Annotated in this window: 13 protein-coding genes and 1 other RNA gene; 8 read left to right on the plus strand and 6 right to left on the minus strand. The window is 57.1% G+C overall.

Annotated features, from left to right (window positions below):
* The first annotated feature begins 3 nt into the window (after positions 1 to 3).
* Positions 4 to 2,379: a glycoside hydrolase family 3 N-terminal domain-containing protein gene (locus tag NWV12_RS09080; protein WP_048979478.1), complete on the plus strand. Its 2,376-nt coding sequence runs from the start codon at positions 4 to 6 to the stop codon at positions 2,377 to 2,379.
* Between the two features lie 5 nt (positions 2,380 to 2,384).
* Here the strand turns inward: NWV12_RS09080 and rprA are convergent.
* Both rprA and ydiK read right to left on the minus strand, forming a co-directional pair.
* An RNA gene (gene rprA / locus NWV12_RS09085) (antisense sRNA RprA) lies at positions 2,385 to 2,492 on the minus strand.
* A 209-nt stretch (positions 2,493 to 2,701) separates the two neighbouring features.
* Positions 2,702 to 3,817 carry an AI-2E family transporter YdiK gene (gene ydiK / locus NWV12_RS09090; protein ID WP_033145295.1) on the minus strand — a complete coding sequence of 372 codons (1,116 nt, stop codon included), beginning with the start codon at positions 3,815 to 3,817 and terminating at the stop codon, positions 2,702 to 2,704.
* 199 nt (positions 3,818 to 4,016) lie between these two features.
* Here ydiK and NWV12_RS09095 point away from each other — a divergent pair, with 199 nt between their 5' ends.
* The 3 genes from NWV12_RS09095 to NWV12_RS09105 all read left to right on the plus strand — a co-directional run bounded on the left by NWV12_RS09095 (position 4,017) and on the right by NWV12_RS09105 (position 7,760).
* Entirely contained in the window at positions 4,017 to 7,073 is a 3,057-nt protein-coding gene (locus tag NWV12_RS09095) for an FAD-binding and (Fe-S)-binding domain-containing protein (protein WP_048979480.1), read from the plus strand.
* Positions 7,070 to 7,480, plus strand: a complete 411-nt coding sequence (gene menI / locus NWV12_RS09100; protein ID WP_048979481.1) for a 1,4-dihydroxy-2-naphthoyl-CoA hydrolase — start codon at positions 7,070 to 7,072, stop codon at positions 7,478 to 7,480. Before NWV12_RS09095 ends, menI begins: the two co-directional genes overlap by 4 nt.
* 85 nt (positions 7,481 to 7,565) lie before the next feature.
* Positions 7,566 to 7,760 (plus strand): YdiH family protein, encoded by a 195-nt coding sequence (locus tag NWV12_RS09105; RefSeq protein WP_003857766.1) that lies wholly within the window; start codon positions 7,566 to 7,568, stop codon positions 7,758 to 7,760.
* Between the two features lie 88 nt (positions 7,761 to 7,848).
* On the opposite strand, the gene fdhF is transcribed toward NWV12_RS09105, so the two are convergent.
* The 4 genes from fdhF to ycgZ all read right to left on the minus strand — a co-directional run bounded on the left by fdhF (position 7,849) and on the right by ycgZ (position 11,063).
* Entirely contained in the window at positions 7,849 to 9,999 is a 2,151-nt protein-coding gene (gene fdhF, locus NWV12_RS09110; protein WP_048979482.1) for a formate dehydrogenase subunit alpha, read from the minus strand.
* Positions 10,000 to 10,190: 191 nt separating this feature from the next.
* Positions 10,191 to 10,469, minus strand: a complete 279-nt coding sequence (locus NWV12_RS09115) for a biofilm development regulator YmgB/AriR family protein (protein WP_039262102.1) — start codon at positions 10,467 to 10,469, stop codon at positions 10,191 to 10,193.
* A gap of 29 nt (positions 10,470 to 10,498) precedes the next feature.
* Positions 10,499 to 10,819 (minus strand): hypothetical protein, encoded by a 321-nt coding sequence (locus NWV12_RS09120; RefSeq protein WP_033145299.1) that lies wholly within the window; start codon positions 10,817 to 10,819, stop codon positions 10,499 to 10,501.
* Between the two features lie 4 nt (positions 10,820 to 10,823).
* Complete coding sequence (ycgZ, locus tag NWV12_RS09125) at positions 10,824 to 11,063, minus strand: regulatory protein YcgZ (protein ID WP_029739771.1); 240 nt, start codon at positions 11,061 to 11,063, stop codon at positions 10,824 to 10,826.
* A 336-nt stretch (positions 11,064 to 11,399) separates the two neighbouring features.
* On the opposite strand from ycgZ, the gene NWV12_RS09130 reads away from it, so the two are divergent.
* The 4 genes from NWV12_RS09130 to sufB all read left to right on the plus strand — a co-directional run bounded on the left by NWV12_RS09130 (position 11,400) and on the right by sufB (position 15,718).
* Positions 11,400 to 12,620, plus strand: a complete 1,221-nt coding sequence (locus NWV12_RS09130; protein ID WP_039262103.1) for a diguanylate phosphodiesterase — start codon at positions 11,400 to 11,402, stop codon at positions 12,618 to 12,620.
* Positions 12,621 to 12,808: 188 nt separating this feature from the next.
* Complete coding sequence (locus NWV12_RS09135) at positions 12,809 to 13,537, plus strand: MerR family transcriptional regulator (protein ID WP_033145300.1); 729 nt, start codon at positions 12,809 to 12,811, stop codon at positions 13,535 to 13,537.
* A 313-nt stretch (positions 13,538 to 13,850) separates the two neighbouring features.
* Positions 13,851 to 14,219 (plus strand): Fe-S cluster assembly scaffold SufA, encoded by a 369-nt coding sequence (sufA, locus tag NWV12_RS09140; RefSeq protein ID WP_033145301.1) that lies wholly within the window; start codon positions 13,851 to 13,853, stop codon positions 14,217 to 14,219.
* A gap of 8 nt (positions 14,220 to 14,227) precedes the next feature.
* The gene (sufB, locus tag NWV12_RS09145; protein ID WP_039262105.1) at positions 14,228 to 15,718 is read left to right on the plus strand and encodes a Fe-S cluster assembly protein SufB; all 1,491 of its coding nucleotides are present in this window, start codon (positions 14,228 to 14,230) and stop codon (positions 15,716 to 15,718) included.
* Positions 15,719 to 15,720: the final 2 nt, after the last annotated feature.

Genomic DNA, 15,720 nt, shown 5'->3' on the forward strand with positions numbered 1-15,720 from the left:
AACATGACGACTATCTATAAGGACGCGGGACGTCCCGTGCACGAGCGCGTCGCCGATTTACTGGCGCGCATGACCCCGGAAGAGAAGTTCGCCCAGATGCACGCGTACTGGCTGATTCTCGATGAAAACGGTAACCATCGCGAGCGCAGCGATCTGAGTGACGAATTCGCCGGCGTGAGCGAGCAGGCTGCGCTCAGCGAGCGGCTGAAGCTCGGCGTCGGGCAGATCACGCGGCCGCTGGGCACCCACATCGTTGACGCGAAGACCGGCGTGCGCGCCGCGAACCGCCTGCAGCGCATGATGATGGAAGAGACGCGGCTCGGCATTCCGGCGCTATTCCACGAGGAGTGTCTGGTGGGGCTGCTGTGCAAAGACGCCACCCTGTTCCCGTCGTCATTGAACTACGGTTCGACCTGGGATCCGGAGCTGGTGCAGCGGGCGGCAGAGCAGATTGGCAAAGAGGCGCGCTCCGTCGGCTGCCAGCAGGGGCTGGCACCGGTGCTGGACGTATCCCGCGACGTGCGCTGGGGGCGAACGGAAGAGACCTTCGGGGAGGATCCCTGGCTGGTGGGCGTAATGGCGACCGCCTACGTGAAGGGCTTACAGGGCGATCAGCGCGACCTGCTGGCAACCCTGAAACATTACGTGGGTCATTCGTTCAGCGAGGGAGCGCGCAACCATGCGCCGGTCCACCTGGGGTTCAGCGAGCTGAACGACACCTTCCTGCTGCCGTTCGAAATGGCGGTCAAGCTGGCAAACGCCGGTTCGGTGATGCCCGCGTACCACGATATTGATAACCAGCCGGGGCACAGCGACAGCTTCCTGCTGACCACCGTCCTGCGCGAGCAGTGGGGGTTCGACGGGATTATTGTCGCGGACTACGGCGGTGTAAGCCTGCTGCACCAGCACCACGGGATTTCCCACGACGCGGCCGAATCTGCCGCGCTGGCGTTCAACGCCGGGCTTGACGTCGAGCTGCCGAAAGACGACTGCGCGCGGCATCTGGCGGAAGCGATAGAGCGCGGGCTGATCTCTATGGCGAAGGTCGACGAGATTGTGGCGCGTACGCTGACGGAAAAATTCCGCCTTGGCCTGTTTGAAAAGCCGTACGCGGATGAAAACGGTATCGACCTGCAAAATACTATCACCCGACAGGCCGCGCGGGAGGTGGCGACGAAATCGATCACGCTGCTGGAAAACAACGGTATTTTACCGCTCGGGGGCAAACCCCGCGTGGCGGTAGTGGGGCCGACGGCAGACGATCCGCTGGCGTTACTCAGCGGCTACAGCTTCCCGGTGCATTTGATCATCAGCGATATGGTGGAAGAGACCTCGCAGGTCACGACCCCGCGCGCGGCGCTGGAGCAGTATCTCGGTGCATCGAACGTCCGCTATGCCAAAGGGTGCCACATCATCGAAAAACGGATGGCGGGCGCGCCGGTCTTCCCTGGCGACAGCGGCGGCAAACCGATGCAGCAGTCGCCGGTTTCACTAAGTACCGCCCCGATCCCCGAGGCCGTGAACGCCGCGCAGGAGAGTGACGTGGTGGTGGCCTGCGTGGGCGATCTCGCCGGGCTGTTCCAGAGCGGTACCGTGGGGGAAGGTTCCGATACCGATTCCCTGAACCTGCCGGGCGTGCAGCAACAGCTGCTGGAAGCCCTGGTCGCCACCGGTAAACCGGTGATTGTGGTCATGACCGGGGGGCGTCCATATAACCTGCAGGGTCTGGAAGATAAGGTCGCGGCGCTGATGATGGCCTGGGCGCCGGGGCAGGAAGGGGGCTGGGCAATTGCGGACGTGTTAACCGGGCGTGCGGAGCCGCAGGGTCGTCTGGTGGTGAGCGTACCGAAAAGCGCCGGTGCGATGCCGTATTACTACAATCACAAGCTCAAAAGCGGCGGTACACCGTTTGCGTTCCATTTCGGCTCACGTTACCCGTTTGGCTTCGGCCTCGGCTGGACGACGTTTAGCTGGGGCGCTGTCCGCGTCGCCAAAAGCAGCGTGCCGGTTGACGGCGAGGTGAGGCTGAGCGTGGATATCACCAATACCGGAGAGCGCAGCGGCAGCGAGGTGGTGCAGGTTTACGTCAGGGATAAGGTCGCCACGCAGGTGCGGCCGCTTCAGGAGCTGAAGGCCTTCCAGCGCGTCACGCTCTCGCCGGGAGAAACCGCCACGCTCACCTTTACGCTGCCGGTTGAGATGTTCAACTTCACCCGTCGCGACGGAAAACGCATCGTTGAGCCGGGCGAGTTTGAGCTGCAGGTTGGCGCATCGTCGGCGGATATTCGCGAGGCGGTGACGGTCAATGCGACAGGGGAAACGCGGGTGCTGCCTGCTGAGTGGCGGATGCTCAGTACCTGTGAGGTCAGACGCGCGTAGTCAGGATAAAAAAAAGCCCATCGTGGGAGATGGGCAAAGACTACACACAGCAATTCGTTGTTTCACTCAGGGGATTTCCATGCTTATAAATCAAGGTGTTGATTTATAACCGTGTGCTAATAGTAGGCATTGTGTTATTTAGCGTCGATCGGATTCGTCTCAATAGTTAAAGAGACGTAAAGAATTCTTGAGGTTATTAGCAGACTTACTGCAGAAAAGGCGGGTCTGACCAGTGAGCAATGAATAAATACTTTAGCAGTGTTTAAGTATCATGCGAGAGAGTGTAGGCCGGGTGAGCGTTAACGCCACCCGGCAGCATACCTTAATGCGTGTTCTTCTCTTCCAGCTCTTCCAGTTCGCTCAAAATCACGTCCGGGTCAGTTCCCGGCGGCGGAATTTCATGCACCCAGGCAGAGAACAGACGCCAGGTGACGGCGAGCAGCACCGGGCCAATAAACAGGCCAATCATGCCAAAGGCAATCAATCCGCCAATGACCCCGGAGAGGATCAGGATCAGCGGCAGGTCTGCACCCATGCGAATGAGGATCGGACGAATCACGTTATCCATGGTGCCGACCACGCAGCTCCAGACCAGCAGCACCGTTCCCCACGTGGTATCGCCCGTCCAGTAGAGCCAGATAATGCTGGGAACCAGCACCAGCAGCGGTCCCAGCTGTGCAAGACAGGTCATCAGCATGACCACGGTGAACACGGTGGCGTACGGTACGCCGGAAATCGCCAGACCGATCCCGCCCAGCACCGCCTGCACCAGCGCGGTGACCACCACGCCCAGCGCAACCGCGCGCACGGCCTGCGCGGCCAGCAGCACCGCGGCGTCACCGCGTTTGCCCGCCAGGCGGGTGGCAAAGTGACGAACGCCTAAAGCCACCTGCTCGCCGCGCCAGTAGAGCAGGGCGCTGAAGAGCAGCATCAGGGTACAGTGCATCATAAAGCGGCCGATATGCGCCGCCTGCCCGACAAACCAGGTGGTGGTGGTGCCAATATACGGGCGGACTTTTGCCATCAGCGCGCTGCCGCCCATCTCCAGCAGGCTATGCCAGCCGCTGTAGAGTTTGGCGCCCACCAGCGGAATGCTGTTCAGCCAGGCGAGATCCGGCAGCGTCAGGTCGCCGCTGCTAATGGCGCGAATAACCGGGCCACTGGAATCCACCAGGCTATTTACCAGCAGGGCAATCGGAATGATAAACAGCAGGAACAGCAGGAGCGTCATGACCAGCACGGCGAGCCCGCGACGGCCGAACAGCAGCTTCTGCAAGCGCAGCAGCAAAGGCCACGTGGCCACGACAACGGTCGCAGCCCACGCAAAGCCGAGAATAAAGGGTTGAACAATCCACAGACACGCAATAATCATGAGGGCCAGAAACAGCACCGACAGCAAAATTTGCGCAACATCCCTGGGCTGGCGAAGATTGACCATAAATGAAACTTTCCTTAAAAGAACGCCAGTACAACTGGCGGGAACGGAAAACCGCGTCTCTTTAATCATTAATGATCTCAGCGGTTTTTAACAGGCGAATTCTGCCTGTAATTCAGCAGAGATTATAAGAAAAAAATGTGATAAAACTTTTAAGATACACGCAAACGATTTCATACAACTCTAATTAGGGTCGACAGTCATGATCCCACAGATTTCTCAGGCACCTGGCGTCGTTCAGCTGGTGCTTAATTTTTTGCAAGCACTGGAGCAACAGGGTTTTACAGGTGATACCGCCACGAACTATGCCGACAGGCTGACGATGGCGACCGATAACAGTATCTACCAGCTTCTTCCCGATGCCGTGGTTTTCCCTCGTTCAACGGCCGACGTCGCGCTTATCGCCCGGCTGGCCACGCAGGAGCGGTTTGCCTCGCTGGTCTTTACGCCGCGCGGTGGCGGCACCGGGACCAACGGTCAGGCGCTAAACCAGGGCATCATTGTTGATATGTCGCGCTATATGAACCGCATCATTGAGATCAACCCGGAAGAGGGGTGGGTGCGGGTCGAAGCGGGCGTCATCAAAGATCAGCTTAATCAGTATCTCAAGCCGTACGGCTACTTTTTTGCCCCTGAGCTCTCCACCAGCAACCGCGCGACCCTTGGCGGGATGATTAACACGGATGCCTCCGGACAGGGCTCGCTGGTCTACGGTAAAACCTCCGATCACGTGCTGGGCGTGCGTGCGGTGCTGCTGGGCGGCGATATCCTCGATACCCAGCCGATGCCGGTTGAACTGGCGGAAACGCTGGGCAAAGACAACACCGCCAGCGGGCGCATCTATCGTACCGTGCTGGAACGCTGCCGCGACAACCGCCAGCTTATTCTCGATAAATTCCCCAAGCTGAACCGCTTCCTGACCGGTTACGATCTGCGTCACGTCTTCAACGATGACCTGACCCAGTTTGATTTAACCCGCGTGCTGACCGGCTCCGAAGGAACGCTGGCATTTATTACCGAAGCGCGGCTGGATATCACCCGGTTGCCGAAAGTGCGCCGTCTGGTGAACGTCAAATATGACTCCTTCGACTCCGCGCTGCGCAATGCGCCGTTTATGGTGCAAGCGCAGGCGCTGTCGGTGGAGACCGTCGACTCTAAGGTGCTCAATCTGGCCCGGGAAGATATTGTCTGGCACTCCGTAAGCGACCTCATTACCGACGTGCCGGATAAAGAGATGCTCGGTCTTAATATCGTGGAATTTGCCGGCGATGATGCGGAGCTGATTGAGCGTCAGGTCACCACGCTCTGCCAGCGGCTGGACGAGCTGATAGCGCAGAGTGAAGGCGGCGTGATCGGCTGGCAGCTCTGTAACGATCTGGCCGGGATTGAGCGTATCTATGCGATGCGTAAAAAAGCCGTGGGCCTGCTCGGCAATGCGAAAGGGGCGGCGAAGCCCATTCCCTTTGCCGAAGATACCTGCGTGCCGCCCGAGCATCTGGCGGATTACATCGTGGAGTTTCGCGCCCTGCTGGACAGCCACGGCCTGAGCTATGGCATGTTCGGCCACGTCGACGCCGGGGTACTGCACGTGCGTCCGGCGCTGGACATGTGCGACCCGCAGCAGGAGATCCTGATGAAGCAGATCTCCGACGACGTGGTGGCCTTAACCGCCAAATACGGCGGTCTGCTGTGGGGGGAGCACGGGAAAGGGTTCCGCGCGGAATACAGCCCGGCATTCTTCGGCGAACAGCTCTACGCGGAATTGCGTAAGGTGAAAGCGGCGTTCGACCCGCATAACCGCCTCAACCCGGGTAAAATCTGCCCGCCTGAGGGTGTTGATGCCCCGATGCTGCAGGTGGATGCCGTCAAGCGCGGCACCTACGACAGGCAGATCCCTATTGCGGTGCGCTCGTCCTGGCGCGGCGCGATGGAGTGCAACGGCAATGGCCTGTGCTTTAACTTTGATGTGAAAAGCCCGATGTGCCCGTCGATGAAAATCACCAGCAACCGTATTCACTCGCCGAAAGGGCGGGCGACGCTGGTGCGCGAGTGGCTGCGTTTGCTGGCCGACCGCGGGGTGGATCCGCTCAAGCTGGAGCAGGAGCTGCCGGAAAAACGGGCCAGCCTGCGCTCGCTGATTGAGCGCACCCGCAACAGCTGGCATGCCAACAAGGGCGAGTATGATTTCTCCCACGAGGTGAAAGAGGCGATGTCCGGCTGTCTGGCCTGTAAAGCCTGCTCCACCCAGTGCCCGATTAAAATCGACGTGCCGGAGTTCCGCTCGCGTTTCCTGCAGCTTTACCACACCCGATACCTCCGCCCGGTGCGCGACCATCTGGTGGCGACGGTGGAAAGCTACGCGCCGCTGATGGCGCGTGCGCCAAAGACCTTCAACTTCTTTATCAACCAGCCGCTGGTGCGCAAGCTCTCCGAAAAACACATCGGCATGGTCGATCTGCCGCTGCTGTCGGTCCCGTCTCTGCAGCGCCAGCTCGTCGGTCACCGTTCGGCGAACATGACTCTGGAACAGCTGGAGGCGCTCACTCCGGAGCAAAAAGGCAATATGGTGCTGGTGGTGCAGGATCCGTTCACCAGCTACTACGATGCGCAGGTCGTGGCCGATTTCGTCCGTCTGGCGGAGAAGGTGGGTTACCAGCCGGTTGTGCTGCCGTTCTCTCCCAACGGCAAGGCGCAGCACATTAAAGGTTTCCTGAACCGTTTTGCGAAGACCGCGCAGAAAACGTCTGACTTCTTAAACCGCGTGGCGCAACTCGGGATACCGATGGTTGGCGTCGATCCGGCGCTGGTGCTTTGCTATCGCGATGAATACAAGCAGACGCTGGGCGATAAGCGCGGTGATTTCAACGTCATGCTGGTGCATGAGTGGCTTCCGGTGGCGCTGGCAGATAAGGCCGTTCAGGACGTCAGCGGTGAACCGTGGTATCTCTTCGGCCACTGCACGGAAGTGACCGCGCTGCCGGGTGCCCCCGCGCAGTGGGCGTCCGTTTTTGCCCGCTTCGGTGCGAAGCTGGAGAGCGTCAACGTAGGCTGCTGCGGGATGGCCGGAACCTACGGACACGAAGTGAAAAACCACGCCAACTCGCTCGGCATCTATGAGCTGTCCTGGCATCAGGCGATGCAGCGTTTGCCGCGAAACCGCTGTCTGGCGACGGGCTACTCCTGCCGCAGCCAGGTAAAACGGGTAGAAGGTAACGGTGTGCGTCACCCATTGCAGGCTTTACTGGAGATAATTGGATGATCTGGAAACGTGCCGTGACGCTGCAGGCGCTGAACGCCATGGGCGAGGGGAATATGGTGGGGCTGCTGGATATCCAGTTTATCCGCATTGGCGACGATGAGATTGAGGCCACCATGCCCGTCGATAGTCGCACCCACCAGCCGTTTGGTTTATTGCACGGCGGGGCCTCCGTCGTGCTGGCCGAAACGCTGGGCTCGGTGGCGGGCTATCTCTGCACCGACGGGGAGCAGAAGGTTGTCGGACTCGAGGTGAATGCTAACCACATTCGCTCGGTGCGCAGCGGGCGCGTGCGCGGTGTTTGCCGCGCGCTGCACGCCGGAAGCCGCCATCAGGTATGGCAGATAGATATTCTCGATGAGCAGGATCGCCTGTGCTGCTCGTCGCGGCTGACCACGGCGGTTGTGTAAAGTTTTCAGATGTTTTGCCTTTGGTCAAAAACTAGCCAGTCCGTTGTGATATACTGGTCAGGTTTTGTACATAAGCGAGGACATCATGGATACTGAAATAACCCCAACACAGCTGGCAATTGAATATTTACGTCGCGATAAGAGCAACCTGTCTCCGGCGCAGTACCTGAAAAAGCTGAAACAGCTTGAGCTGGAATTTACAGATTTGCTGGCGCTCTCTTCGAATGAACTGAAAGAAGAGATCTATTTTGCCTGGCGGTTGGGCGTTCACGTCCATTGAGTACATGAGAATAAAAGGGCCGCGAGTGCGGCCTTTTTTGTGTCTGCAATTCAGTATCGGGTGGCGGTGACGCCACCCGATATTTTCCTCAGACATTGACGGCGTTGATCAGCCGCGACTTCATGGACTGATACGCCGACGCCGCAAAATCCTCCGCCCAGCGCTGGTCCTCAATCGCCTCCAGCTGCACCGCGCAGTACTTCGTTTCCGGCGTTTTGGAGATGGGATCGAGATTATCCTGGGTCAGCTCGTTGCAGGCGCCAATCCACCACTGATAGGTCATGTAGACCGCCCCGGCGTTGATACGCTCGCTGATGCTGGCGCGGGTAATCACTTTGCCGCGACGCGAGCGCACCCAGACCAGCTGGCCCTCCGCGATGCCCAGCCTTTGCGCATCGGCTGGGTTCATTTGCACCCGGCCCGGCTCATCGGCCAGGCTTTGCAGCGCGGCGCAGTTCCCGGTCATCGAGCGGCAGGAGTAGTGCCCCACTTCACGCACCGTGCACAGCACCAGCGGGAAATCCGCGTCCGGGGTTTCCGCCGGCGCGCGCCACGGTGCGGCAAAGAGCTGCCCTTTACCGGTTGGGGTGTCGAACTGATTGTCTTTGTACAGGTACGGCGTTCCCGGATGATCCAGCGTCGGGCACGGCCACTGCACGTGGCCCATCTCGCCCATTTTTTCATACGTCACGCCATAGAAGAGAGGGCACAGCTCGCGCATCTCGTCCCAGATCTGCTGGTTGGAGTCATAATGCATCGGGTAGCCCATCTCGGTGGCGAGCAGGCTGATAATCTCCCAGTCGCGCTTCACGTTGCCGCTGGCCTCAATGGCTTTGCCAAAACGCTGGAATCCGCGATCGGCACAGGTAAAGACGCCGCCGTGTTCACCCCAGGAGGTGGCAGGAAGCAGAACGTCCGCCACTTCTGCCGTTTTGGTCATAAAGATGTCCTGAACCACCACAAAGTCGAGCGCCTCAAAACCGCTGCGAACGAGACCGAGATCGGCTTCGGTCTGAAGCGGATCTTCCCCCATGATGTAGTAGGCCTTGACCTTGCCTTCCAGCGCCAGATGGGGCACCTCGGTAATGCGCGTCCCGACCCGATCGTCCATTTTAGTGGCGTCAATTCCCCAGGCATCGGCAAACTTCTGCCTGACCGCCGGATCGGTCACATCCTGATAGCCCGGGAACATATTCGGCAGAACGCCCATATCGCAGGCGCCCTGAACGTTGTTTTGCCCGCGCACGGGACCGACGCCGACGGCAGGGCGCCCGAGGTTGCCGGTCAGCAGCGCCAGGCTGGAAAGCCCTTTGACCACATCCACGGCCTGACCAAACTGGGTCACGCCCATCCCCCACATCACGGTGGCGGAAGGGGCCGCCGCGAAGGTGCGCATCGCCTGGCGAACGTCGCGGGCGGGAATACCGGTAAGATGCTCAACCTTCTCCGGCGCATAGTCTTTCACCGTCTGGCGATAGGCCTCAAGCCCCTCGGTAAAGCGCGCCACGTAGCTTTTGTCGTAGAGCTCCTCTTCCAGCAGCACGTAGCCAAAGGCGTTTACCAGCGCCATGTTGCTGCCGTTTTTCAGCTGCAGATGCTGGTCGGCGATGCGCGCCGTTTCAATGCGTCGCGGATCGCAGACGATGATTTTTGCGCCGTTTTCCCGCGCTTTCAGCACGCGTCGGGCGACGATAGGGTGGGAGTCCGCGCAGTTATAGCCAAACACCAGCAGGCATTTTGAGTTTTCAATATCGCTGATTGAGTTGCTCATCGCGCCGTTGCCGAGCGTTTCCTGTAAACCGGCCACGGAAGGGCCGTGACAGACGCGCGCGCAGCAGTCCACGTTGTTGGTGTTCAGCACCGCGCGGGCAAATTTTTGCATCACATAGTTTGTTTCATTGCCGGTTCCGCGAGAGGATCCGGTGGTCATGATCGACCGCGGCCCGTGCTGCGCTTTAATGCTGCTGAGTTTGTGCGCGGTGTAGCGGATAGCCTCTTCCCAGGTAACGGGAGTGAATGCCTCGCCTTTATGGTAGCGGATCATCGGCTGGGTCAGGCGCGGGGTGAGCAGACGGGTATCGTTGAGGAAGTCCCAGCCGTAAAAGCCTTTCAGACACAGGGTGCCCTGGTTTGTGACGCCTTCTGCGGCTTCGGCACGGATGATACGGTTATTTTCAACGACAAGGTTTAATTTACAGCCTGCACCGCAGTAGGGGCAGACGCTGGCGATCTTTTTCATCAATAACAGACCTGTTAAGAAATGAAGCAAAGTTGACTGGAAAATCCAGTCCCGTACACGGAGGTAAGCAGGAACCGTGCCAGATTGGCTTTGCTGGTTTTACAGGGTGTTAAGCGGGGAAGGCGCGTGTCATCGTCAGGCTGTTCGTCAGTTTTGACGATGACACGAAAGCAGGATGAGGAGCCGTGAAATTACAGGTCGTCCATGGTGTGGCCCACGACAATTTCCAGCGTCTTGCGAATCACATCCGCCTGGACAACGTCACGGGTCGCTTCCAGCGTCTGAATGAGCCAGAGGATGATCGCTTTGTTGGACAGATGGCCTTCGGAGGCCAGAACACAGCGTACTGCAGTAGAAAAAATAGCGGACTCTTCAGCAAAACGATCGCCTGCATGACGGAAATATTCCGCCAGCGCACTGTCTAAAAAAGCAGAGTGGTATTCGGGTTGAAGCTGAATATTTTGTCTCATTTGTTCTCACCGTAGCTGTTAAATTGCAGTCAATGTATTTTTTTGGGGTCGGACGGTTTTCCACTTCCAAATAACGGCACTACATTGTCTCTGTTATCGTTGAGAGGTCCCTCTCTGTTCGTTCGTCCTTGCGCGGTTCTGCGACGTGTAAAGGCGATGCTGTTTGAGCCGATCTCGGCAATCACCACCGCAAGTGTCTCCCGCCGCCGGGGATCCTTTTCATGTTCTTTCATTACCCGCAGACGCTGCAGCAATCCTTCGGTTGTCACTGGCCCCCGCTCTTTCAGAAGAGAGAGAACGGCTTCACCGATAAGCGTGTCGATCAGTCGGTCTGCGTCACTGCTATTCATCACGTTACCGTTCGAAGAGCAGACCAAGCAGCATGTGGTAGTGCTCTTCCTCTTCCGGACCATCGGCCCTTTCGAGGCGGCTGAGCAGTTTGGTACAGAGCGATTTGCGATTCAGGTTTCGCCCGTCGCTGAGGATTTCGACAACCACCTGGCCCAGCGTCTCCTGCTGAGTAGGAAGCGCCGCCTTTTCGAAGTACTGTGCGATCGCTGCTGCGGAATCTGTGGCGTAACCTTTCTGCTGCATGTTTCGCTCCTGTAAAATTTTGTAATCACTAACGTTACAATTAAGGTATACACAATTCTTAAATCTGTACACTTAAAATGTACAGATTTTTAATATTTTTATGATATATTTTATAAATTGCTTTATTTTCAGATGGTTAATTAGTTGGTATGAACCGGTAATGTTACAGGATATATTGTACAAAAAGGTCTGGCACTGGTAAGTTGTACAGCGCAGAAAAATGTTTCATTAACTGCCGTAAATGATTGAGATGTAAATTATTTGTCAGGCAATGAATGTGCTATAAATGATACTTATCCACCTTTTTGTGGCCAAAACCCTAACCCCAGGAATCGCATGCTCACAACCATCATTTACCGCAGCCATATCTGCGAGGACGTTCCAGTGAAAGCGCTGGAAGCCATGGTCGCTGCAGCAAATAGTAAAAACCGGCAATCCAATGTCACGGGGATCCTGCTGTTTAACGGCACACATTTTTTTCAGCTGCTTGAAGGGCCAGTGGAACACGTCTCTGCTATCTATGAGCAGATCTGCAACGACCCGCGCCACCATAACGTGGTGGAGCTGATGCGCGATCACGGACCTGTCCGGCGTTTTGGCAACGTGGGCATGGAGCTTTTTGATTTGCGCCACTTCGACAGGGAAGAAGTGCTGCAGCAGGTGCTCAACAGGGGGACCACACGCTATCAGCTGACGTATAACGACCGCCCGCTGCAGTTTTTCCGCACCTTTGTCGAGGCCACGGAAAAAGCGAACTATTTTGAACTGCCGCCTGCGGATTCCTGGGAGTTCGTTCGCGAAGAAACGCGCCTGTCCGCGCAGCCCGAAGTGGTCGCGAAAGGGGCGGATTGCAGCTTTGCGTTCCAGCCGATAGTCGATCCGTTTATGCAGCAGGTCGTCTCCTGGGAGGCGCTTCTCCGCACGCCTGACGGCGGCGCACCGGGAGATTACTTTGCCAATCTGCCGCGTGACGAGGTGTACGCCTCTGATTTACACAGCAAGCAGGTGGCGCTCTCCATGGCCAGCGCGCTGGGGCTACAGGACCAGACGTTATCCCTCAACCTGCGGCCCATGACGCTGGTCAACATTCCCAACGCCGTGGATTTCCTGCTCACCGCGATTGAAGCCAATGGGTTTGTACCCGAGCAAATTGTGGTGGAGTTCACCGAGAGCGAAGCCATTTCCCGTTTTGATGAATTCACGGATTCGGTCAGGCAGTTAAAAAGCGCGGGTATCAGCGTGACGATCGATCACTTTGGCGCCGGTTTTGCCGGGCTGCAGCTGCTGGCGCAGTTCCAGCCGGACAGAATTAAGATTAATCGCGATCTGGTCGCGAACGTGCATAAAAGTGGCCCCCGACAGGCCATTATTCAGGCGATTATTAAATGCTGCTCCTCGCTTGAGATCCAGTTCTGCGCGGTAGGAGTAGAGAAGGCTGAAGAGTGGATGTGGCTGGAATCCGCCGGGATTTCCCAGTTCCAGGGACATCTTTTTGCCAGCCCGCGACACGGCGGTATTCCCGCGATTGCGTGGCCGGAGAAAAAGTTCGACTTCTGATAAAGCTGTACACATTACGGCAGAGTTAACTGTACGAATGGTAATTTTTATACAACAATGTATTAACAGGTGAAGGGAGGAGTAGCCCATTCACCTGAGCAAAATGCGGTCTTAGTTATACAAATGGTGTGTACAATCTGATAAGGTTGGTGCAGTTAGGTATGGAAGTTCTGAGCGTGAGGGAGTTAATGGCCTATTACAGTATCGGCGAAGTGGCCGAACGATGCGGTATCAACCCCGTTACGCTGCGTGCCTGGCAGCGCCGTTATGGATTGTTGAAGCCGCAGCGCAGTGAAGGGGGTCATCGTCAGTTTGACGATGAAGATATCCTCCGCATAGAAGAGATCAAGCGCCTGATGAAAAGCGGCGTCTCGGTCGGAAAAGTCAAAGCCTTGCTGGAAAACAAAGAAGTATTGACTCAGGGCAACTGGGTCTCGTTCCAGGAAGAGATGATGACCGTTCTGCGTTACGCCAGCCCGGCAAAGCTGCGCGCCAAAATGGGCGAATTCCGCCGCGATCACGCGATAGATGCGCTGATTGACAATATTATTTCTCCCGTTCGTCAGCGCATGAATCAGGATCAAAACACCGTGCGCCACATGGCGAGCCTGTTTGACGGCGTCCTGATCGAATTCGCGATTGCAAGCCTGGCGGAATCCCGCAAAAAAGCTGGTAAAGACGCCCTCCTGATTGGCTGGGAATGCGATGACCGCACCCACCTGTGGCTGGAAGCCGCGCGCTTATCGCAGAAGGGCTGGCACATTGACGTCCTGGCGGAACCTATTGATTCGCCGCGTCCTGAACTGTTCCCTGGGCAAAAAATCTTCGTCTGGACGGGGAAATCCCCAACGCCTCGCCAGCAGGAACAGCTCGACCACTGGCGTGAACAGGGGTTTGCTGTCTCATTTCATCACTGATTAACAGAGGCCTTGAGGGCCTTTTTTTGTTTTTGTCATTTTCTGAGCAAAAGCTATCTCAAAAATAGGCATTTCCGATGCATATTTTACTTTTCTCTTCCCTGTCATAAATGCCGCGACGAAATGCATTATTAATCAATGCATTGAACAAATACATCCATCCTGACTGCATCCTCTCACAGGGTCTATGCTTAATAAAAGTAGGCAAAAAGGGCGGTTTAGCCGAATGCCCCTGCTGACAGAGGGTTGAAGTGATAATCGTTATCACTAACATGGTGTTATGCCCTGATGGCTTATCAGATGAGGTGGACCTATGGAACTGCATTCAGAAACCTTTAATCCTGCCGATTTTGCCTGGCGCGGCTTAACGCTCACGCCAGCGGCGGCGGCACATATTCACGATCTGGTGGCGAAAAAGCCCGAGATCCTTGGCGTGCGTTTAGGCGTCAAACAGACCGGCTGCGCGGGTTTCGGCTACGTGCTCGATACCGTCACCGAACCCGAGAAAGATGACCTGGTGTTCGAGACTGACGGCGCGAAGCTGTACGTCGCGCTGCAGGCCATGCCGTTTATTGACGGCACCGAAGTGGACTACGTCCGCGAAGGCTTAAACCAGTTATTCAAATTTCATAACCCGAAAGCCCAGAACGAATGCGGCTGCGGCGAAAGCTTTGGGGTATAGGCGGTACTATGTCTCGTAATACTGAAGCAACGAGTGATGTAAATACCTGGGGCGGTGGGCACCTCAATTATAAAGAGGGGTTCTTCACCCAGCTGCAGACCGATGAGCTGGCGAAAGGCATCAACGAAGATGTCGTCCGGGCGATCTCGGCGAAACGCAACGAGCCCGAGTGGATGCTGGAGTTCCGCCTGAGCGCCTTCCGCGCCTGGCTGGAGATGGAAGAACCGCACTGGCTGAAAGCGCACTACGACAAGCTGAACTATCAGGACTACAGCTACTATTCTGCGCCCTCCTGCGGCAGCTGTGACGATACCTGCGCCTCGCAGCCCGGCGCGGTGCAGCAAACCGGTGCGGAGAACAGTTTCCTCAGCAAAGAGGTGGAAGAAGCCTTTAACCAGCTTGGCGTGCCCGTGCGTGAGGGGAAAGAGGTGGCGGTGGACGCCATTTTCGACTCCGTCTCGGTGGCAACCACCTACCGCGAGAAGCTGGCAGAGCAGGGGATCATTTTCTGCTCCTTCGGCGAAGCGATTCACGATCATCCGGAACTGGTGAAAAAATACATTGGGACCGTGGTGCCCTCTAACGACAACTTCTTTGCGGCGCTCAACGCGGCGGTAGCCTCTGACGGCACCTTTATCTATGTGCCGAAAGGCGTGCGCTGCCCGATGGAGCTGTCGACGTATTTCCGTATCAACGCCGAAAAAACCGGCCAGTTCGAACGCACGATTCTGGTTGCGGATGAAGGCAGCTACGTCAGCTATATCGAAGGGTGCTCCGCCCCGGTCCGCGACAGCTACCAGCTGCACGCGGCGGTGGTGGAGGTCATCATCCACAAAGATGCCGAGGTGAAATACTCCACGGTGCAAAACTGGTTCCCGGGCGACGGCAATACCGGCGGTATCCTGAACTTCGTCACCAAGCGCGCGCTGTGCGAAGGCGAAAACAGCAAGATGTCGTGGACCCAGTCAGAAACCGGCTCTGCCATCACCTGGAAATACCCGAGCTGCATTCTGCGCGGGGATAACTCCATCGGCGAGTTTTACTCAGTGGCGCTGACCAGCGGCCATCAGCAGGCCGATACCGGCACCAAGATGATCCACATCGGTAAAAACACCAAATCAACCATCATCTCGAAAGGGATCTCTGCCGGGCATAGCCAGAACAGCTATCGCGGGCTGGTGAAAATCATGCCGACGGCCACCAATGCGCGAAACTTTACCCAGTGTGACTCGATGCTGATTGGCGCAGACTGCGGGGCGCATACCTTCCCGTACGTCGAGTGCCGTAACAACACGGCCCAGCTTGAGCACGAGGCGACGACGTCGCGGATTGGGGAAGATCAGCTTTTCTACTGCCTGCAGCGCGGGATCAGTGAAGAAGACGCCATCTCGATGATCGTTAACGGCTTCTGTAAGGACGTGTTCTCTGAACTGCCGCTGGAATTTGCCGTTGAAGCCCAGAAACTCCTCGCCATTAGTCTTGAACACAGCGTCGGTTAAGG

The organism is Enterobacter sp. Crenshaw, assembly GCF_024734705.1.
GTDB classification, from domain to species: domain Bacteria; phylum Pseudomonadota; class Gammaproteobacteria; order Enterobacterales; family Enterobacteriaceae; genus Enterobacter; species Enterobacter asburiae_B.

Excerpts from the sequence above, each read along its gene's own strand:
- NWV12_RS09080 (WP_048979478.1), top strand. The coding sequence starts at position 4 with ATGACGACTATCTATAAGGACGCGGGACGTCCCGTGCACGAGCGCGTC.
- ydiK (WP_033145295.1), bottom strand. The coding sequence starts at position 3,817 with ATGGTCAATCTTCGCCAGCCCAGGGATGTTGCGCAAATTTTGCTGTCG.
- NWV12_RS09095 (WP_048979480.1), top strand. The coding sequence starts at position 4,017 with ATGATCCCACAGATTTCTCAGGCACCTGGCGTCGTTCAGCTGGTGCTT.
- menI (WP_048979481.1), top strand. The coding sequence starts at position 7,070 with ATGATCTGGAAACGTGCCGTGACGCTGCAGGCGCTGAACGCCATGGGC.
- NWV12_RS09105 (WP_003857766.1), top strand. The coding sequence starts at position 7,566 with ATGGATACTGAAATAACCCCAACACAGCTGGCAATTGAATATTTACGT.
- fdhF (WP_048979482.1), bottom strand. The coding sequence starts at position 9,999 with ATGAAAAAGATCGCCAGCGTCTGCCCCTACTGCGGTGCAGGCTGTAAA.
- NWV12_RS09115 (WP_039262102.1), bottom strand. The coding sequence starts at position 10,469 with ATGAGACAAAATATTCAGCTTCAACCCGAATACCACTCTGCTTTTTTA.
- NWV12_RS09120 (WP_033145299.1), bottom strand. The coding sequence starts at position 10,819 with ATGAATAGCAGTGACGCAGACCGACTGATCGACACGCTTATCGGTGAA.
- ycgZ (WP_029739771.1), bottom strand. The coding sequence starts at position 11,063 with ATGCAGCAGAAAGGTTACGCCACAGATTCCGCAGCAGCGATCGCACAG.
- NWV12_RS09130 (WP_039262103.1), top strand. The coding sequence starts at position 11,400 with ATGCTCACAACCATCATTTACCGCAGCCATATCTGCGAGGACGTTCCA.
- NWV12_RS09135 (WP_033145300.1), top strand. The coding sequence starts at position 12,809 with ATGGCCTATTACAGTATCGGCGAAGTGGCCGAACGATGCGGTATCAAC.
- sufA (WP_033145301.1), top strand. The coding sequence starts at position 13,851 with ATGGAACTGCATTCAGAAACCTTTAATCCTGCCGATTTTGCCTGGCGC.
- sufB (WP_039262105.1), top strand. The coding sequence starts at position 14,228 with ATGTCTCGTAATACTGAAGCAACGAGTGATGTAAATACCTGGGGCGGT.